Source organism: Streptomyces sp. NPDC025273, from assembly GCF_040638585.1.
Classification (GTDB): domain Bacteria; phylum Actinomycetota; class Actinomycetes; order Streptomycetales; family Streptomycetaceae; genus Streptomyces; species Streptomyces cinereorectus.
On record NZ_JBEZYP010000017.1, the window covers coordinates 16,988 to 35,760 of the forward strand.

The following is an 18,773-nucleotide window of genomic DNA, read 5'->3' on the forward strand; positions in this document are numbered from 1 at the left end:
CTGGTCTCGCCCGCCCGTACGAACGGTATGAGGGACTCAGGGCACCGCAAACCTGTGACCGGAGGAGTGCAGTGGCAGCCAGCGACCGGGCAGCATCGCCCGGAAAGTCCGGCCAAGGCACGGGTAACGAGTGGCTGATGCGTGCCTCGTTGAGCGCGGTCGCGCCCGGCATGGCCCTTCGTGACGGCCTGGAGCGCATCCTGCGCGGCAACACCGGCGGACTGATCGTGCTCGGCATGGACAAAACCGTCGAATCCATGTGTACCGGCGGATTCGTGCTGGACGTGGAATTCACCGCGACGCGGTTGCGCGAGCTGTGCAAGCTGGACGGCGCGCTGATCCTCGACAAGGACATGACCAAGATCCTGCGGGCCGGCGTGCAGCTGGTCCCGGACGCCTCGATCCCCACCGAGGAGACGGGCACCCGTCACCGCACGGCGGACCGGGTCTCCAAGGCGTGCGGCTTCCCGGTCGTCTCGGTCTCCCAGTCGATGCGCCTGATCGCGCTGTACGTGGACGGGGAACGGCGGGTCCTGGAGGAGTCCTCCGCCATCCTGTCCCGCGCCAACCAGGCACTCGCCACGCTGGAGCGGTACAAGCTCCGGCTGGACGAGGTCGCCGGGACGCTCTCCGCGCTGGAGATCGAGGACCTGGTGACGGTCCGCGACGTCACGGCGGTCGCGCAGCGGCTGGAGATGGTGCGCAGGATCGCGACCGAGATCGCCGAGTACGTGGTGGAGCTGGGCACCGACGGCCGGCTTCTGTCGCTCCAGCTCGACGAGTTGATCGCGGGCGTGGAGCCGGAGCGGGAGCTGGTCGTGCGCGACTACGTGCCCGAGCCGACCGCGAAGCGGTCCCGCACGGTCGCGGAGGCGCTGACCGAGCTGGACGCCCTCACGCACACCGAGCTGCTCGAACTCCCGGTGGTGGCAAGGGCGCTGGGATACAGCGGCTCGCCGGAGACGCTGGACTCGGCGGTGTCCCCGCGCGGCTTCCGGCTGCTGGCGAAGGTGCCGAGGCTGCCGGGGGCGATCATCGAGCGGCTGGTCGAGCACTTCGGCGGTCTGCAGAAGCTGCTCGCCGCGAGTGTGGACGACCTGCAGACGGTGGACGGGGTCGGCGAGGCGCGGGCGCGGAGTGTGCGCGAGGGCCTCTCGCGGCTGGCGGAGTCGTCGATCCTCGAGCGGTACGTCTAGTCGGACCGGGGTGGGGCGCACCGGGCTCGACCGGTGACCGCCGCCGCTTCCCTCCCGGGCCGGACGGACACGGGCGACCGCTCCTCGGAAGCGGCCCCGCTGCCGGAGCCGCCCCGGAGCGCCGGGTCAGTCCTTGGCGAGGACGAACGAGGCCCGCTCGACGGGCTCGCCCGGGGCCTTCGCCTCCAGCAGGTACGTGCCGGGCGCCGCTGTGCCCGCAGGGGGTGTCGCGCACCCGGGCGCGCTCTGCTTGCGGTCCCACTTCACGGTGTGGACGACCGTCGCGCCCGCCGGAACCTTCAGGAAGAAGGCACCCGTCCGCGGACAGTCCTTGGACGACCACAGCTGTTCGTCGTCCCCGCCGGCCTCGGTGATCGTGAGCACCGCGCTCTTCGGGCCGACGTCGGTCTTGCAGTCGGTGGCCGAGGTGTTCCTGGCGACCAGACGGAACACCGGCTTGTCGTCGGGACCGTAGCTGATCTCCGTCTTCAGGCTCAACTGAAGGGCCGCGGACGTGCAGTTGGGAAGGGGAGAACCTGCCGGTACCTGCTCGCCGGCCGCTCCGCCGCCGCCCGTGCCCGTCCCCGCGGATCCGGACCCGGACGAGGCGGTGCCACTCGGTCCCGAGCCGCCCGATCCGCTCTCGCCGCCCGTCCCCGCGTCCCCGGTGCCGCCGCCGGAGGCCTCGCCACCGCCGGTCTCCCCCGACTCGTCGCGCCCGCCCGGCGGTTGGCCGACGTCCGGACCGGAGGTGGTGGGGCCTGGCGTGATGGAGGGGGCGGGAGCCGCGTCCCCGGGCTTCCCGTCGTCCTTCTTCGCCTCGCCGCCGCCCGAGGTGACGGCCCACGCGATCAGCGCCGCGAGCAGCGCGATCACCATCGCCGCTCCTGCCCTCCGACGCCAGTAGATGCTGGAGGGAAGCGGCCCGACCGGATTGCGCATAGATCCCACGTCCCGAACTCTACGAGAGTTCCGGACCGACTCCGGCCCCCACCCGCCGCTCTGACCGACAAGTTTTCCGGATCATCATCACGGAGCGGCCGTTCCTGGCCGCTTCCAGCCACTTTGTGCCGCTCGGGCCCCGCCGGTCCCGGCGCGAAGGGACAGAACGGGTGGCGTTATCACCCCGTGAGCCCTCAGCCGGGCCGACACCCCCGTAGCCGTGCCCCATGTCCCGTCTTCCGTGCCAGGATCGTAGGTGCGATGACTGCCACGACGACGACACAGACGCCCCCCGCCTCCCTCCACACCCCCGTCATCGGGTGGTTCGAGCAGCACGCCCGCGATCTGCCCTGGCGCCGCCCCGAAGCGGGTGCCTGGGGTGTGATGGTGAGCGAGTTCATGCTGCAGCAGACCCCGGTGAACCGGGTCCTCCCGGTGTACGAACAGTGGCTGGCCCGCTGGCCGCGCCCCGCCGACCTGGCCGCCGACGCGCCCGGTGAGGCGGTCCGTGCCTGGGGCCGGCTCGGCTACCCGCGACGCGCCCTGCGCCTGCACGGGGCCGCCCAGGCGATAGCGGAACGGCACGGCGGCGACGTGCCGAGCGAGCACGCCCAGCTGCTCGCACTGCCGGGGATCGGCGAGTACACGGCGGCGGCCGTGGCCTCGTTCGCGTACGGCCAGCGTCATGCCGTACTCGACACGAACGTCCGCCGGGTGTTCGCCCGGGCGGCGTCGGGCATCCAGTACCCGCCGAACGCGACCACCGCGGCCGAGCGCAAGCTCGCCCGTGCCCTGCTCCCCGAGGAGGACGAGCGCGCGGCCCGCTGGGCGGCGGCGACGATGGAGCTCGGCGCACTCGTGTGCACCGCGAAGAACGAGGACTGCACGCGCTGCCCGATCGCCGGACAGTGCGCCTGGCGGCTGGCCGGGAAGCCCGCCCACCAGGGACCGCCGCGCCGGGGCCAGACCTATGCCGGTACGGACCGGCAGGTGCGGGGCCGGCTGCTCGCCGTCCTGCGCGAGTCGGTCGCACCGGTGCCGCAGTCCGCGCTGGACTCCGTGTGGGAGGAGCCCGTGCAGCGGGCACGTGCCCTGGACGGGCTGGTCGCCGACGGCCTGGTGGAACCCCTGGCGAACGGCCGGTACCGGCTTCCTCTGACCTGACACCGCACCGGCGGACCGGGCTGTCCAGCGGCTGTTACACAACCGATGGACAGCCGTGCGTCCGTGTACGGCTGCTCCGCACACCCTCGTGACAACCCCTCCGTAGCGTCATCGGCGTCGGCGACGGGACCACCTGCCGGCGGCGACATCACGGGGACGCACGGCGACGGAGGCGGTTGTTATGGCGCAGGGCCAGGTGCTCGAGTTCGAGGAGTACGTACGCACCCGGCATGACGCGCTGCTGCGCAGTGCCCGCCGGCTGGTCCCCGATCCCGTGGACGCGCAGGACCTGCTGCAGACCGCCCTGGTCCGCACCTACGGACGCTGGGACGGCATCGCCGACAAGTCCCTGGCCGATGCCTATCTGCGCCGCGTCATGATCAATACGCGTACGGAGTGGTGGCGGGCCCGCAGGCTCGAAGAGGTCCCCACCGAGCAGCTCCCCGACGCGAGCGTCGACGACGGCACCGAGCAGCGCGCCGACCGCGCCCTGCTCATGGACGTCCTGGGGGTCCTGGCTCCGAAGCAGCGCAGCGTGGTCGTGCTGCGACACTGGGAGCAGATGAGCACGGAGGAGACGGCCGCGGCACTCGGCATGTCGGCCGGTACGGTGAAGAGCACGCTCCACCGGGCCCTGGCACGACTGCGCCAGGAGCTGGAGGACCGTGCCGCCCGGAGCCGGGAGGCCGAGGGCGCACCGGCGCGGATGCCGGCGCAGCCGGACAGGCGTCATGACGAGCGGGGGCGGGAGCGGTGCGCGGCCTGACAGGCAGCGGTGACGAAACGGGCACATCGGCGGCCGGCCGGGGCAGCACGCTCCGGGCCGGTCTGGCGGCGGGGAGTACGGCCATGGCCGGACTCCTCACCTTCGGGCTGTTCTGCGCTGGCTGTTCCACCGGCGGCACGGGCACCCGTGACGAGGGCCCGGCGGCCACGCAGCCGGTCGCCCGGGCCACGCCCTCGACCACCGTGCCCACCGGGACGGCGAAGCCCGCGGCGCGGGTCGACGCCGTGCCGCTCCTCAAGGCTGACCCGGAGGTGAGCGGGCGGATCAGGAACGACCTGAAGCCCTGCGCGGGCGACGAGTACCCGGTGGACACCTCGTACGGCACGCTGACCGACGGTCCGGCCGCCGATGTGGTGGTCAACGTGATGACCTGCGGCGACTCGGTGGGGGTCGGCACATACGTCTACCGGGAGCGGACGGACGGTTCGTACGAGAACGTCTTCGCGGCCGAGATGCCCGCGGTATACGGGACCATCGACCGCGGCGACCTGGTGGTGACGACCCAGGTGTACGGGTCGAAGGACGCGGTCGCCTACCCCTCCGGCGAGGACGTCATCACGTATCGCTGGGCGGCCACCCGGTTCACCGAGACCGACCGGGTGCACAACGACTTCAACCGGGCCCTCGGCAGCGGCGAGGGCGACCTTCCCGCGCCGACGAGGCCGCAGAACTGAGGACTGCCCGCATGGCAGAGACCCATGTCCTCTTCGTCGAGGACGACGACGTCATCCGCGAGGCCACCCAGCTCGCGCTGGAACGCGTCGGTTTCACGGTGACCGCGATGCCCGACGGCCTGCGTGGCCTGGAGGCCTTCCGGGCCGACCGTCCGGACATCGCACTGCTCGACGTGATGGTGCCGGGGCTCGACGGGGTCAGCCTGTGCCGCCGCATCCGGGACGAGTCGACCGTCCCCGTGATCATGCTGTCGGCGCGGGCCGACTCGATCGATGTGGTGCTCGGCCTGGAGGCCGGGGCCGACGACTACGTCACGAAGCCGTTCGACGGGGCGGTACTGGTCGCCCGGATCCGCGCCGTCCTGCGGCGTTTCGGGCATGCCTCGGGCCCGGGCGGGCAGCCGGGCGCCATGGGCGGCGAGACGTCCGGGCACACGGACGGTGTCCTGGTCTTCGGCGACGTGGAGATCGACACCGAGGGCATGGAGGTGCGCCGGGCGGGCGCCCAGGTGGGCCTCACGCCCACCGAGATGCGGCTGCTGCTGGAGTTCTCCTCGGCGCCCGGCACGGTGCTCTCCCGGGACAAACTCCTGGAGCGGGTCTGGGACTACGGCTGGGGCGGTGACACCCGGGTCGTGGACGTCCATGTGCAACGGCTGCGCACCAAGATCGGGCAGGACCGGATCGAGACGGTCCGCGGCTTCGGCTACAAGCTCCGCGCATGAAGCGGCTCGCGCTGCGGACCGGTGTCCGCTGGAAGATCAGCATCGCGATCGCCGCGGTCGGCGCTCTCATCGCCCTGACGCTGAGCCTCGTCGTCCACAACGCCGCGCGCGTCTCGATGCTGGAAAACGCCCGTGAGGTGCAGCTGGAGCGGCTCCTGTTCGCCCAGCGGCTGTACGAGGCATCGAACACGCAGAAGCCGTCGCCGAAGTTCGGCGCCAAGCTCAACGATCCCGGGCTGCCCGCCGGCCTGCGCGACCAGATCCGGGACAACCGGCGTGCCACCCATGTCGACGAGTACGCCGACGGGGTGCCCGACGTCTGGGCGGCCGTACCGCTGGCCAACGGGGACGTCCTGTCGCTGCACACCCGGTTCGCCGACCGCAGCGCCACGATCATGGGTGACCTCGACCGGGCGCTGATCATCGGCTCGGTCTCGGTCGTCTTCGGGGGCTGCGCGCTGGGGGTCCTGATCGGCGGCCAGTTGTCCCGCAGGCTGCGCAAGGCGGCGGCAGCGGCCGGCAAGGTCGCCCAGGGCAATACGGATGTACGGGTGCGGGAGGCCGTCGGCGGCGTCGTACGGGACGAGACCGATGAGCTGGCCCGCGCCGTGGACGCGCTCACGGACGCGCTGAACGAGCGGATCGAGGCGGAGCGCCGGGTCACCGCGGACATCGCCCACGAGCTGCGCACGCCGGTGACCGGGCTGCTCACCGCGGCCGAGCTGCTGCCGCCGGGCAGGCCCACGGAGCTCGTACGGGACCGGGCGCAGGCGATGCGGACCCTGGTCGAGGACGTGCTCGAAGTGGCCCGGCTGGACAGTGCCTCGGAGCGGGCCGAGCTGCAGGAGCTGCCGCTGGGTGAGTTCGTCAGCCGGCGGGTCGGTCTGCTGAGACCGGAGATCACGGTGCAGGTGGTGCACGAGTCGTGGGTGTCCACGGATCCGCGCCGCCTGGAACGCATCCTGGGCAATCTCCTGGGGAACGCCGCCAAGCACGGGTCCGGGCCGGTCGAGGTGACGGTCGAGGGCCGGGTGGTGCGGGTCCGCGACCACGGGCCCGGTTTCCCGGAGGCGCTGCTGCGGGACGGGCCGAGCCGGTTCCGCACCGGAAGTACGGACCGGGCCGGACGCGGTCATGGTCTGGGGCTGACGATCGCCGCCGGGCAGGCGCGGGTCCTGGGCGCCCGGCTGACCTTCCGCAACGCGGCGCCCGCCGGGACCGCGGACGGCACGGGCGGTGCGGTCGCCGTGCTGTGGCTGCCGGAGCACGCACCGACCAACACCGGGAGCTTCCCCGTCCTGCGGCAGGCGGACTGACCCGCGGGTGCGAAGGGGCCCGGGGGCGATCGCTCTCCGGGGCCCCTCCGTGTCGCTGGTCAGACGGTCTGCGACTCCCTGGCCGGGTGCGAGGGTGCGCCGCCGTCGTCGCCCGCGGAGTTCTCCGGCTTCGCGGCGCCCCGCAGCGGGACCTCCTTGACGAACAGCGCCGCCAGCAGAGCCGTGATCGCGACCGAACCGCCCACCAGGAAGGCGAGGTGCGTGCCTGATGCCACCGCGGCCTCGTACGCCTCGCGCACCGCGTCCGGCAGCTTGGCCAGGCTCGCCGCCCCCAGCTGGGCGGACTCGTCGGTGGCTCCACCGCCGCCGCGCGCCGCCATCTCGTCCTGGACCCGCCCGGTGAACAGCGCGCCCATGATCGCGACGCCGAAGGAACTGCCGAGCGTACGGAAGAGGGTGGTCGCGGAGGAGGCGACGCCCATGTCCTTGAGCTCCACGCTGTTCTGCGCGACGAGCATGGTGATCTGCATCAGGAAGCCCATGCCCGCGCCGAGCACCACCATGTGGATGCCGGAGGTGAGGCGTGTGGTGCCGGTGTCCATGGTGGCGAGCAGGAACAGGCCCGTGACCATCAGGGCGCTGCCCACGATCGGGAACACCTTGTACTTGCCGGTGCTGGTGGTGACCCGGCCGGCGATCAGCGAGACGATCATCATCGAGACCAGCATCGGCAGGAGCAGCAGTCCGGAGTTGGTCGCGGACGCGCCCTGCACCGACTGCTGGAACAGCGGCAGGAAGAGAACGGCTCCGAACATCACGAAGCCGGCCATGAACCCGATCACCGACATGAGGGTGAAGTTGCGGTTGCGGAAGATGTGCAGCGGGATGACCGGTTCGGCGGCCTTCGTCTCGACGAAGACGAAGCCGACGAGGGAGGCCACGCCCAGTGCGATGAGCTCCATGATCACGGCGGAGTCCCACGCGTACTCCGTGCCGCCCCAGGTGGTGACCAGCACGATCGCGGTGATGCCGACGGTGAGCAGCGCGGCGCCCAGGTAGTCGATGCCGGCCTTCGTCCGCTCCTTCCTTGGCAGGTGCAGCACCACACTGACCATGGCCAGGGCGACGGCGCCCAGGGGCAGGTTGATGTAGAAGCTCCAGCGCCAGCCCAGGTGGTCGGTGATGGTGCCGCCGACCAGCGGGCCGCCGATCATGGCGATCGCCATCACGCCGGCCATCATCCCCTGGTACCTGCCGCGCTCCCGGGGCGGCACCAGATCTCCGATGATCGCCATGACGCCGACCATCAGGCCGCCTGCGCCGAGGCCCTGCACCGCCCGGAATCCGATGAGCTGGCCCATGTCCTGGGCCATTCCGCTCAGCACCGAGCCGACCAGGAAGATCACGATGGACGTGAGGAAGATGCCCTTGCGTCCGTACAGGTCGCCGAGCTTGCCCCAGATCGGGGTGGAGGCGGCCGTGGCCAGGGTGTAGGCGGTAACCACCCAGGACAGGTGTTCCATACCGCCCAGGTCGCCGACGATCGTCGGCATCGCGGTGCCGACGATCAGGTTGTCGAGCATGGCCAGCAGCATCGTGATCATCAGGGCGAGAACCACCACCCGGACGCTGCGTGCCCGTGGTTCCGGTTTCCCGGCCGTGGTCGATTTCCTCAGCTCAGCCATGTCGCGCGCTCCCCTGCCCCTGCTGTCCGGTCTGTCACCGGACATACGCTTACTTGCCGCCCGGCTAGTTGGCTACACTGAGGAAAGTAGACCCGCCACTAGCCGGTCGTCAAGTAAGTTCTTGGGAGAGTCGTATGGGCAGCACGCCGCAGCCGCGCCGGGGCAACACCCGCCAGCGCATTCAGGACGTCGCCCTCGCCCTGTTCGCCGAGCAGGGCTACGAGAAGACCTCTCTCCGCGAGATCGCCGAGCAGCTACAGGTCACCAAGGCGGCGCTGTACTACCACTTCAAGACCAAGGAAGACATCCTCAACAGCATCTTCGAGGACCTGAACCGGCCCGTCGAGGAGCTCATCGCCTGGGGCAAGGAGCAGCCTCGCACCCTGGAGACGAAGAAGGAGATCCTGGTCCGCTACAGCGAGGCGCTCGACGTCGCCGCGCCGCTCTTCCGCTTCATGCAGGAGAACCAGGCGACCGTGCGCGACCTGAGCATCGGCCACACCATCAAGCACCGGGTCATCGCCCTGGTGGACCTGGTCAAGGAACCCGACGCCCCGCTCACCGACCAGGTGCGCTGCTTCACCGCACTCTTCGCGATGCACGCGGGGATGCTCGCCCTCAGAGACGCCGAAGGCGACCCCGAGGAGAAGCGCAAGGCTGCTCTCGAGGTCGCCGTCGAGCTGGTGACCAAGGCTCATGAACCGGGCCCTGCCGTTTGACCGCCAGGGGCACCGCGTCAGATGTGGACGTGCTCGGTCTTCAGGTAGGAGACCGGGTTGATCGCCGAGCCGTAGTTCGGGGAGGTCCGGATCTCGAAGTGGAGGTGCGGGCCGCTGGAGTTCCCGGTGTTGCCGGACAGGGCGATCTTCTCGCCCGTCTTCACGCGGTCGCCGACGTTCACGTCGATCCTGGACAGGTGCGCGTACTGCGAGTACTTGCCGTTGGAGTGCTTGATCACGATGGCGTTGCCGTACGCGGGACCGTCGCCGCCGCCGTTCGGGCCCGCCTTGACGACCCGGCCGGAGTGCACGGCCTCGACCTTGGTACCGATCGGCACCGCGAAGTCCTGGCCGGAGTGCTTGCTGGCCCAGCGGTCGCCGCCGGTGCCGTAGGTCGCGCTCAGCACGTAGCGGTTGACCGGGGCCTCCCACGAGCGTGCCTTCTTCTTCGCGGCCGCGGCCTTCTTCTTGGCCGCGGCCTTCTTCTCGGCCTTCTTGTCGGCGGAGGACTTCTTGACCGCGTCGGCGGCCTTGCTCTGGGCGGTCGCCTGCAGGGCGACGGATTCGGCGGTGGCCGCGCCGGCGAGGGCCGCGGTACCCGCGGTGCCCGTCGTGCCGGACGCGAACGCCGCGCCCGCACCGAACACCATCGACGCACCCAGGCCCGCGGCCACGACGGCGCCACTGACGCGGGACATGGACGGGCGGCGGGAGTGCTGGAACGTAACGCGCTTCGACATGCGGGGAGAACCTCCGGGGTGACTGGACCCAGTGCTCGGACCGGGCTTGCTCCACCTTGGTAACCCGCACCCCGGGCAACACTCAAACCCCCCATCTACGAAGAAAAGCCGTAGAAACCCCCTGGGGAATTCATCGCCGCACCCCTCGCCGAGCGACCCCGGGAACCCCACCTCGATCAGATCCCTGGAACAGGTTTAGCCGCAGCCCGAAAGCCCCATCAGCGGACACAGGGCGGCGTTCCGGGCGTATCACCCCTCCATGCCGAAGGTCCCGTCGCAGTCCGGGACCAAGGCCCCTTGAGCGATCAAGGACATTGCTCCTACCTCGCGTAGTAGGCCCCTGAAGGGCTGTGCGCCTTGTCACCGCCGGTGGGACCAAAGGCCTTCCGTTTCGGGACCTCCTGCGCGGGGCAGAATGCGGCCTTCCGGCGCCCGGAAGGGAACCCGGAACCCTGCCGGAGCGCACGGATCACGCCGTGCCGGGCGGTCCGCGCCCGGGCAGCACGGACGCGGACCCGCAGCGGGCGCCCGCCCCGCCGGCCGATGTGCCCAGTCCTCGGGTGCCCTGGCAGGACCGGGCACGGCCAGGGCGGGCGCCCGCGTGGCGCGGACGGCGGACCGTCCTTCCATGGCCCGGGTGGACACCCGCACCGCGCGGACGGCGGACCGTCCTTTCTTGGCCCGGGTGGACACCCGCACCGCGCGGAAAGCACACCGCCCGCCCCGGACCACCGAGGCATCGCCCCTGCCCCGGGCGGAGGGAGACCACCCCGGGCCGGGCAGCGGGCGCCCGGCACCCGTCGCCGTGGAGGGGGCGCCGCCGGCGCCTGGGGCCCGTTCACCCGCCGGACGCGGAAATGGGGCTGCCCCGGACCGTTGACCGGTCCGGGGCAGCCCCACACGCTCAGGCGCTACGCGCCCCTACGCTTCCTTCGTCAGGTTCGGGCCGGCGCCGCCTGCCGCCTGCTCGATCGGCGGGACGTCGGGCAGTGCCGACTTCTCCTCGCCGCGGAAGGAGAACTTCTTCTCGTCTCCCTCGCCCTCGGTGTCGACGACCACGATGTGACCGGGGCGCAGCTCACCGAAGAGGATCTTCTCGGAGAGGATGTCCTCGATCTCGCGCTGGATCGTCCGGCGCAGCGGCCGGGCGCCCATCACGGGGTCGTAGCCCTTCTTCGCCAGGAGCGACTTGGCGCCGGGGCTGAGCTCCAGACCCATGTCGCGGTCCTTGAGGCGCTCATCCACCTTGGCGACCATCAGGTCGACGATCTGGATGATGTCTTCCTCGGTGAGCTGGTGGAAGACGACCGTGTCGTCGACACGGTTGAGGAACTCGGGCCGGAAGTGCTGCTTGAGCTCTTCGTTGACCTTGACCTTCATCCGCTCGTAGTTCGTCTTCACGTCGCCCTGGGCGGCGAAGCCCAGGTTGAAGCCCTTGGAGATGTCCCGGGTCCCGAGGTTGGTCGTCATGATGATGACCGTGTTCTTGAAGTCCACGACCCGGCCCTGGGAGTCGGTCAGGCGACCGTCCTCCAGAATCTGGAGCAGGGAATTGAAGATATCGGGGTGGGCCTTCTCGACCTCGTCGAAGAGAACGACGGAGAACGGCTTGCGGCGCACCTTCTCGGTGAGCTGGCCGCCCTCTTCGTAGCCCACGTAACCGGGGGGCGAACCGAAGAGACGGGAAACCGTGTGCTTCTCGCTGAACTCCGACATGTCGAGGGAGATCAGCGCGTCCTCGTCGCCGAAGAGGAATTCGGCGAGCGTCTTGGAGAGCTCCGTCTTACCGACACCGGACGGACCGGCGAAGATGAACGAGCCACCGGGGCGCTTCGGGTCCTTCAGACCGGCTCGCGTACGGCGGATCGCCTGCGAGAGGGCCTTGATGGCGTCCTTCTGGCCGATGACGCGCTTGTGGAGCTCGTCCTCCATGCGCAGCAGACGGGAGGATTCCTCCTCCGTCAGCTTGAAGACCGGAATACCCGTGGCCGTGGCCAGGACTTCGGCGATGAGCTCGCCGTCGACCTCCGCCACGACGTCCATGTCGCCGGCCTTCCACTCCTTCTCCCGCTTGGCCTTCGCCGCCAGCAGCTGCTTCTCCTTGTCACGGAGGGAAGCTGCCTTCTCGAAGTCCTGGGAGTCGATCGCCGACTCCTTGTCGCGGCGGACACCCGCGATCTTTTCGTCGAACTCGCGAAGGTCCGGCGGCGCGGTCATCCGGCGGATGCGCATCCTGGAGCCGGCCTCGTCGATCAGGTCGATCGCCTTGTCCGGCAGGAAGCGGTCCGAGATGTAGCGGTCGGCCAGGGTGGCGGCCTGGACCAGCGCCTCGTCCGTGATGGACACCCGGTGATGGGCCTCGTAACGGTCGCGCAGACCCTTGAGGATCTCGATGGTGTGCGGCAGCGACGGCTCCGCGACCTGGATGGGCTGGAAGCGGCGCTCGAGCGCGGCGTCCTTCTCCAGGTGCTTGCGGTACTCGTCGAGCGTCGTGGCACCGATGGTCTGGAGCTCGCCTCGCGCCAGCATGGGCTTGAGGATGCTCGCCGCGTCGATCGCGCCCTCGGCGGCACCCGCACCCACCAGGGTGTGGAGCTCGTCGATGAACAGGATGATGTCGCCGCGGGTGCGGATCTCCTTGAGGACCTTCTTCAGGCGCTCCTCGAAGTCACCGCGGTAGCGGGAACCGGCGACCAGCGCACCGAGGTCGAGGGTGTAGAGGTGCTTGTCCTTGAGGGTCTCGGGCACCTCGCCCTTGACGATGGCCTGTGCCAGGCCCTCGACGACCGCCGTCTTGCCGACGCCGGGCTCGCCGATGAGAACCGGGTTGTTCTTGGTGCGGCGGGACAGCACCTGCATGACCCGCTCGATCTCCTTCTCGCGCCCGATGACCGGGTCGAGCTTGGACTCACGAGCGGCCTGGGTGAGATTCCGGCCGAACTGGTCGAGCACCAGGGACGTGGAGGGGGTGCCCTCCGCGGGGCCGCCTGCCGTGGCTGCCTCCTTGCCTCCCGAGTACCCGGAGAGCAGCTGGATGACCTGCTGCCGCACCCGGTTCAGGTCGGCGCCCAGCTTCACGAGGACCTGGGCTGCGACACCCTCGCCCTCGCGGATCAGGCCGAGCAGGATGTGCTCGGTACCGATGTAGTTGTGGCCGAGCTGAAGTGCCTCGCGGAGCGACAGCTCCAGGACCTTCTTGGCCCGGGGTGTGAAGGGGATGTGACCGGACGGGGCCTGCTGGCCCTGACCGATGATCTCCTCCACCTGCTGGCGGACCGCCTCGAGCGAAATCCCGAGGCTCTCCAGGGCCTTAGCGGCGACACCCTCACCCTCGTGGATCAGGCCCAGGAGGATGTGCTCGGTGCCGATGTAGTTGTGGTTGAGCATCCGGGCTTCTTCCTGAGCCAGGACGACAACCCGCCGCGCGCGGTCGGTGAACCTCTCGAACATCGTTAATCGCTCCTCAGAGCGGTCAGGCAGTAAGGGGTCGGTCCCCTCCCTGTCCTTCCGCAGCTTAGTCCCGCAAGCGGGGACCGCTCATTTCAACTGCCGACACCCGTCGATGGCCTCCTGCCGCGAACGCCGACAACTGCTCCAACCCGATGGTGCGAGACGATGTTCCCGCAGGCCAGGCAGATAGCCCTTTCGCCAGTACGCCGATGGCGAACGTGAGACGTTTTTGCCCGCGTGTCGCCCCTTCCCACTAGGGATGTCTTACCCGCACTCACTGACAGTCCATGCGGCGCACCCCCGTTCCCTCCGCTACGGGCGAACAACTTCGGGCTGCCGAATGCTCCCGTACGCCCCCAACACGGACACGGCCAGCAATCGATCACGCACGATGCGTAACTCCCCGCCGGGTTCGACGGTTCATCGGTCATGGCTCCCCTCGTCCCGCCCCCCCGCCCGTCGCCGGGATCCGACGCATGGGCGCAGTGGTACACACGCGAGCTCGACTGGGCCACTGCGGGGACCTCGCCCGTACGGCTGCTGACGGGGCTGCGCTTCGACGTGCTGGAGCTCCCCGCGGTGGCAGGTCACGCCGCGCTGCGCCGGGTCGGCCGCAGCGGCCCCGTGGCACTGGCGGGGCAGCGGATGCGGCTGCTGGTGGCCGCGGGAAGCTCCGACGAGCTGTCCGGGCTGCTCGACTGGCTGGAGTGGGGCGGAATCACCCTCGACCTGATCGGCATCGGCACGGGCGGGCACATCGCGGCCCCCGTACCGCCCGGCGGGGCGGGAGGGTTGCCGGGGGCCGCGTTCTGGCTGCGGCCCCCCGAACCGCACCAGGAGGTGGAACCGTTGCTCCCGGCCCTGGCCGGCCTCGGGAGCAGGGGCGGGAATGCTCCCGATCTCGTACGACTCGTGAACGCGGCGGCGACGGAATGCCACCGGGTCCGGCTGACGCATGCCCGGACGCACTTGTCGGCCGATCCGACAGGTCAGCCGTTGGCCTTCTCGTAAGCCTCACGGATCTCGGCCGGAACGCGGCCACGGTCATTCACATTGTGACCGTTCTCGCGCGCCCACTTACGGATCTCCGCGGTGTCCTTGTTGCCACCGGCAACGGCGCGGCCCTTGCCACGGCCGGTCGCGGCGCGACCACCGGTGCGACGGCCACTCTTGGCGTACGGCTCGAGAAGACTACGGAGCTTGTCCGCGTTGGTCGTGGTGAGGTCGATCTCGTACGTCTTGCCGTCCAGAGCGAACGTCACCGTCTCGTCCGCCTCGCCACCATCGAGGTCGTCAACAAGAAGGACCTGAACCTTCTGTGCCACCGGATTTCCTTTCATCGAAAATGCAGTACGCGGAAAGGAAACCGCTTTTCCCCGGAAAACACAAACCCCTGGGAGAGGTCGAGCAGTGCAAGAACACGGGAAACATGCGCGATTCGGACATAGGGTTCGAGCTTCTTCCGCCGATCACAGGTGCAGAAGCATGCGGCTGTTGCCCAAGGTGTTCGGCTTCACTCGTTCGAGACCGAGGAACTCGGCAACGCCCTCGTCATAGGAACGCAGGAGCTCACTGTAGACATCTCCGTCGACGGGCGTCTCTCCGATCTCGGTGAACCCGTGCTTCGCGAAGAAGTCCACTTCGAAGGTGAGACAGAAAACCCGGCGGACGCCGAGCCAGCGCGCGGTCTGCAAGAGCTTGTCCAGAACTTGGTGTCCTACTCCTGCGCCCTTGATGCTGTGATCGACGGCGAGAGTACGTACTTCGGCGAGGTCTTCCCACATCACATGCAGTGCGCCGCAGCCGATGACCCGGGCGTCGTCGTCGCGTTCGGCGACCCAGAACTCCTGGATGTCCTCGTAAAGCGTCACTGTTGCTTTGTCGAGCAGGATGCCTTCGGAGACGTACCCGTCGAGGAGAGCGCGGACGGACGCCACATCACTCGTCCTGGCCCTCCGGACAGTGATGGCCTGCTTTTTTACCGACGGGTCGGTATGAAAATCCGTATGCGGCTCGGTATGCGGCTCGGTTTGCGGCAGCTCTGAGGACATGCCCTGACGCTATCGCCCGGTCTCCGGCGGCGCTTCATCGGCCGGGCTCCGGTCGCCGGACGGCTCGGGGAAGGTGGGCGCGGCGATGCGCATCGCATCCCGCAGGGCCTCGCGCTGCTCGGCCGACATCATGCCGAAGAAGGCGACCAGGGCTGCCGCGGGGTTGTCGCTGCGCGACCAGGCCTCGTTCATCAGTGCGGCCGAGTACGCGGCCCGGGTGGAGACCGCCGTATATCGATAGGCCCGGCCGTCCACTTCTCGGCGCACCCAGCCCTTCTGATGGAGATTGTCCATTACCGTCATGACGGTCGTGTATGCGATGGACCGTTCCTGCTGAAGGTCCTCGAGAACTTCTCGCACGGTGACCGGACGGTTCCATTGCCAGACCCGCGTCATCACGGCGTCTTCCAGATCTCCCAATGGGCGCGGCACAGCGTCACCTTAGCGCTAGATGTCCGAAATAGGGCATTTATGGGACGCGAAAAGGGCGCACAGCTCCTGAGGAGCCATGCGCCCTTCTTGCTCGGATCCGGTCAGACGCCGTCGGTTCGCGGGGCCTGCGGTGCCGATTCGGCGCGGGCGATCGCCGCGTCCACGGCGGCGTCCTCCTTGGCCTTGTTCGGGCCGCCCTGACTCTTGATGATCGTCACGACGAGGCCGATGAAGAAGGCTGCCATCACCACGGGGGGCACGAGCGCGGATACGTAGTCCATGCCGCCCAGGGTATCGAGCCCGGCGTTCCGGCCCCTCCCGGGCACCCCTCGGGGCTCGGCGCGTCCTCCCGGGACGTCGCCCACCCCTCAGGACGCGGCGCGTTCCTCGGGAGGGGGTGCGGGCGCGGGGCGGCGCCGGGGCGGGAAGACCTCGGACGGCTTGGGCATCGGCCGCTCGCCCGGGCGGGCCGGCGGGGCGGGCCGGGCGGGGACCGCGGGACGCTCGGGCTCCTCGGCCGCGACCAGGCCGCCCGGCAGGGCCAGCAGCCGGGTCCGCGGCGCGGGCGCCGTGGCGGACACCGCGCGCCCGGCGAGGCGGGCCCGCACCGAGCGCTCGGCGAGTACCTGGCAGCGCTCCAGGAGGGCCGCCGCGACCGGCCCGGCCCGCAGGGCGCGCAAGGCAGCGAGGTCGTCGGGGCGGGGGTCGTAGCCGGCGGCGAGGGCGTCCTGGAGGAGCTCCAGGTAGCTGCTGAGCGAGCCGGGGAGCGCTGCGCGGTAACGGGCGAGATCGGCGAGGAGGAACGCGCGCAGCCGGCCGGCCTCGCTCACCGCCTCGTCCACGGCACCCGCGAGCCGCAGGCAGTCCTGGACGTCTTCTTCCGGCAGGGGCGTGGGGTGGAGGGCGTTGGCGAGGGCACGTCGGAGCACCCGCAGCTCGTCCGCGCTGAACGCCATACCGCCGCGTGATCCGTAGGGCGTGGGCATGAAGCGACAATACGTGCTAAATGGACAAAATCCGCTTAACTGGCCGCTCGGCGGCGCGGCGTTCCCCGCCGCGCCGCCGAGCTGTTCCCGCAGGTGACCGGAGGCGTGTCTACATCCGGGCGATGTTGCGCTCGTAGACGAGACGCAGGCCGATGAGCGTCAGCCACGGCTCGTGCTCGTCGATGACGGAGGACTCGCCCAGCACCATCGGAGCAAGGCCGCCGGTCGCGATCACGGTGACCTCGTCGGGGTCGGCCGCCAGCTCCTTCTTCATGCGCTCGACCACGCCGTCGATCTGGCCCGCGAAGCCGTACACGATGCCGGACTGCATGGCTTCGACGGTGTTCTTGCCGATCACGCTGCGCGGCCTGGCCAGCTCGATCTTGCGGAGCTGGGCGCCTTTCACCCCGAGGGCCTCCACCGAGATCTCGATGCCGGGCGCGATCACCCCGCCCGTGTACTCGCCGCGGGCGGAGACCGCGTCGAAGGTGGTGGCCGTGCCGAGGTCGACGACGATCGCCGGGCCACCGTAGAGCTCGACGGCCGCGACCGCGTTGATGATGCGGTCCGCGCCGACCTCCTTCGGATTGTCCGTCAGGACCGGCACACCGGTCTTGACGCCCGGCTCCACGAGAATCGCCGGAACGTCGCCGTAGTAGCGGCGGGTGACCTCGCGGAGCTCGTGCAGCACGGCGGGGACGGTCGAGCAGATCGCGATGCCCTCGATGCCGTCGCCGAGCTCGACCCCGAGCAGCGGGTGCATGCCCATCAGGCCCTGCAGCAGCACGGCGAGCTCGTCGGCGGTGCGGCGGGCGTCGGTGGAGATCCGCCAGTGCTCGACGATCTCCTCACCGTCGAACAGGCCGAGGACCGTGTGCGAGTTGCCGACGTCGATGGTGAGCAGCATCAGGCGCCGGTCCCGTCGGCGTCGCGGAAGTCCAGGCCGATGTCGAGGATCGGCGAGGAGTGCGTGAGCGCGCCCACGGCCAGGTAGTCGACGCCGGCCTCGGCGTAGGCGCGTGCCGAGTCGAGGGTCAGCCGGCCCGAGGACTCCAGCACCGCACGGCCGCCGACGAGAGCGACCGCCTCCTCGGTGCCGGAGGGCGTGAAGTTGTCCAGCAGGATCAGGTCGGCGCCCGCGTCGAGCACCTCGCGGACCTGCTCCAGGGTGTCGACCTCGACCTCGATCGGAAGCTCGGGGAACGCCTCCCTGACCCGCCTGAACGCCTCGCCGACGCCGCCCGCCGCGATCACGTGGTTGTCCTTGACGAGCGCCGCGTCCACGAGCGACATGCGGTGGTTGACGCCGCCGCCGCAGCGCACCGCGTACTTCTCCAGGGCGCGCAGCCCGGGAGTCGTCTTGCGCGTGTCGCGGACCTTGGCCTTCGTGCCCTCGAGCACGTCCGCCCAGGCCCGCGTCGCGGTCGCGATCCCGGAGAGCCGGCAGAGCAGGTTGAGCGCGCTGCGCTCGCCGGTGAGCAGGTCACGGGTGCGGGTGGTGACGGTGAGCAACTTCTGGCCGGGCACGACGCGGTCGCCGTCCTCGACGTGGCGCTCGACCTCGAACTCGTCCGTGCAGACGATGGACAGGACGGCCTCGGCCACGCGCAGACCCGCGACGACGCCCGCCTCGCGGGCGGTGAAGTCACCGGTCGCGACGTCCTCCTCGGGGACGGTCGCCACGGTGGTGACGTCCAGCCCGCCGTCGAGGTCCTCCTCGGTCGCGACATGGGCGATGTCCTCGACCTGGACGGGATCCAGACCGGCGTCGGCCAGCAACTGGGCCAGCGCGGGGTCCAGACCGCATTCCAGTCCGTCCGGGTCGTAGCCGTCCCCGCAGCCGCAGTCGTCGCCGCAGCCGCCCCCGGACGCGGCGGGCGCGCCGATCTGGATCAGTGGTACGTCCACGGGGGTGGGACGCGGGTTCTCTTCGGGCGTGCTCACG

The 18,773-nt window shown here is 70.1% G+C and carries 19 protein-coding genes; 8 read left to right on the top strand and 11 right to left on the bottom strand.

Annotation, left to right across the window (positions count from 1 at the left end):
• Positions 1-71 precede the first annotated feature (71 nt).
• The gene (gene disA / locus AB0F38_RS24700) at positions 72-1,196 is read left to right on the top strand and encodes a DNA integrity scanning diadenylate cyclase DisA (protein ID WP_361897337.1); all 1,125 of its coding nucleotides are present in this window, start codon (positions 72-74) and stop codon (positions 1,194-1,196) included.
• Positions 1,197-1,322: 126 nt separating this feature from the next.
• Here the strand turns inward: disA and AB0F38_RS24705 are convergent, their stop codons facing one another.
• Positions 1,323-2,075: a hypothetical protein gene (locus AB0F38_RS24705; protein ID WP_361897339.1), complete on the bottom strand. Its 753-nt coding sequence runs from the start codon at positions 2,073-2,075 to the stop codon at positions 1,323-1,325.
• A gap of 324 nt (positions 2,076-2,399) precedes the next feature.
• Between AB0F38_RS24705 and AB0F38_RS24710 the strand changes: the two genes are divergently transcribed.
• From AB0F38_RS24710 to cseC, 5 genes are all read left to right on the top strand, one after another.
• Positions 2,400-3,302: an A/G-specific adenine glycosylase gene (locus AB0F38_RS24710; protein WP_361897342.1), complete on the top strand. Its 903-nt coding sequence runs from the start codon at positions 2,400-2,402 to the stop codon at positions 3,300-3,302.
• Between the two features lie 181 nt (positions 3,303-3,483).
• Positions 3,484-4,068 carry a SigE family RNA polymerase sigma factor gene (locus AB0F38_RS24715; protein ID WP_361897344.1) on the top strand — a complete coding sequence of 195 codons (585 nt, stop codon included), beginning with the start codon at positions 3,484-3,486 and terminating at the stop codon, positions 4,066-4,068.
• A gap of 83 nt (positions 4,069-4,151) precedes the next feature.
• Positions 4,152-4,763: a hypothetical protein gene (locus AB0F38_RS24720; RefSeq protein WP_361897347.1), complete on the top strand. Its 612-nt coding sequence runs from the start codon at positions 4,152-4,154 to the stop codon at positions 4,761-4,763.
• Positions 4,764-4,774: 11 nt separating this feature from the next.
• Positions 4,775-5,488 (top strand): two-component system response regulator CseB, encoded by a 714-nt coding sequence (gene cseB, locus AB0F38_RS24725; RefSeq protein ID WP_361897349.1) that lies wholly within the window; start codon positions 4,775-4,777, stop codon positions 5,486-5,488.
• On the top strand, positions 5,485-6,804 hold the full coding sequence (cseC, locus tag AB0F38_RS24730) for a two-component system sensor histidine kinase CseC (protein ID WP_361897352.1): 1,320 nt from the start codon (positions 5,485-5,487) through the stop codon (positions 6,802-6,804). Before cseB ends, cseC begins: the two co-directional genes overlap by 4 nt.
• Before the next feature lie 59 nt (positions 6,805-6,863).
• On the opposite strand, the gene AB0F38_RS24735 is transcribed toward cseC, so the two are convergent.
• Positions 6,864-8,450 carry an MDR family MFS transporter gene (locus tag AB0F38_RS24735; RefSeq protein ID WP_361897355.1) on the bottom strand — a complete coding sequence of 529 codons (1,587 nt, stop codon included), beginning with the start codon at positions 8,448-8,450 and terminating at the stop codon, positions 6,864-6,866.
• A 134-nt stretch (positions 8,451-8,584) separates the two neighbouring features.
• Between AB0F38_RS24735 and AB0F38_RS24740 the strand changes: the two genes are divergently transcribed.
• A complete protein-coding gene (locus tag AB0F38_RS24740) occupies positions 8,585-9,169 on the top strand; it encodes a TetR family transcriptional regulator (RefSeq protein WP_361897358.1) in 585 nt (194 codons plus the stop codon).
• A gap of 17 nt (positions 9,170-9,186) precedes the next feature.
• Here AB0F38_RS24740 and AB0F38_RS24745 read toward each other — a convergent pair whose 3' ends face one another.
• Positions 9,187-9,909, bottom strand: coding sequence for a M23 family metallopeptidase (locus AB0F38_RS24745; RefSeq protein WP_361897361.1), 723 nt, complete (start codon positions 9,907-9,909; stop codon positions 9,187-9,189).
• Positions 9,910-10,830: 921 nt separating this feature from the next.
• Entirely contained in the window at positions 10,831-13,359 is a 2,529-nt protein-coding gene (locus AB0F38_RS24750; protein ID WP_361897364.1) for an ATP-dependent Clp protease ATP-binding subunit, read from the bottom strand.
• A gap of 429 nt (positions 13,360-13,788) precedes the next feature.
• On the opposite strand from AB0F38_RS24750, the gene AB0F38_RS24755 reads away from it, so the two are divergent.
• Positions 13,789-14,370 carry an SCO3374 family protein gene (locus tag AB0F38_RS24755; protein WP_361897367.1) on the top strand — a complete coding sequence of 194 codons (582 nt, stop codon included), beginning with the start codon at positions 13,789-13,791 and terminating at the stop codon, positions 14,368-14,370.
• On the opposite strand, the gene AB0F38_RS24760 is transcribed toward AB0F38_RS24755, so the two are convergent.
• From AB0F38_RS24760 to nadC, 7 genes are all read right to left on the bottom strand, one after another.
• Positions 14,349-14,684, bottom strand: coding sequence for an Lsr2 family protein (locus AB0F38_RS24760; RefSeq protein ID WP_056793525.1), 336 nt, complete (start codon positions 14,682-14,684; stop codon positions 14,349-14,351). The two genes, AB0F38_RS24755 and AB0F38_RS24760, sit on opposite strands and share 22 nt — an antisense overlap.
• Before the next feature lie 144 nt (positions 14,685-14,828).
• Positions 14,829-15,410, bottom strand: coding sequence for an amino-acid N-acetyltransferase (locus AB0F38_RS24765; RefSeq protein WP_361897370.1), 582 nt, complete (start codon positions 15,408-15,410; stop codon positions 14,829-14,831).
• Between the two features lie 9 nt (positions 15,411-15,419).
• Positions 15,420-15,842 carry a BlaI/MecI/CopY family transcriptional regulator gene (locus AB0F38_RS24770; RefSeq protein ID WP_361897373.1) on the bottom strand — a complete coding sequence of 141 codons (423 nt, stop codon included), beginning with the start codon at positions 15,840-15,842 and terminating at the stop codon, positions 15,420-15,422.
• 101 nt (positions 15,843-15,943) lie between these two features.
• Complete coding sequence (locus AB0F38_RS24775; RefSeq protein ID WP_361897376.1) at positions 15,944-16,123, bottom strand: hypothetical protein; 180 nt, start codon at positions 16,121-16,123, stop codon at positions 15,944-15,946.
• Between the two features lie 87 nt (positions 16,124-16,210).
• Positions 16,211-16,798 (bottom strand): hypothetical protein, encoded by a 588-nt coding sequence (locus AB0F38_RS24780; RefSeq protein WP_361897634.1) that lies wholly within the window; start codon positions 16,796-16,798, stop codon positions 16,211-16,213.
• 139 nt (positions 16,799-16,937) lie between these two features.
• Positions 16,938-17,735: a type III pantothenate kinase gene (locus AB0F38_RS24785; RefSeq protein ID WP_056793518.1), complete on the bottom strand. Its 798-nt coding sequence runs from the start codon at positions 17,733-17,735 to the stop codon at positions 16,938-16,940.
• On the bottom strand, positions 17,735-18,772 hold the full coding sequence (gene nadC / locus AB0F38_RS24790; protein ID WP_361897379.1) for a carboxylating nicotinate-nucleotide diphosphorylase: 1,038 nt from the start codon (positions 18,770-18,772) through the stop codon (positions 17,735-17,737). The genes AB0F38_RS24785 and nadC overlap by 1 nt, the downstream gene beginning before the upstream one ends.
• Position 18,773: the final 1 nt, after the last annotated feature.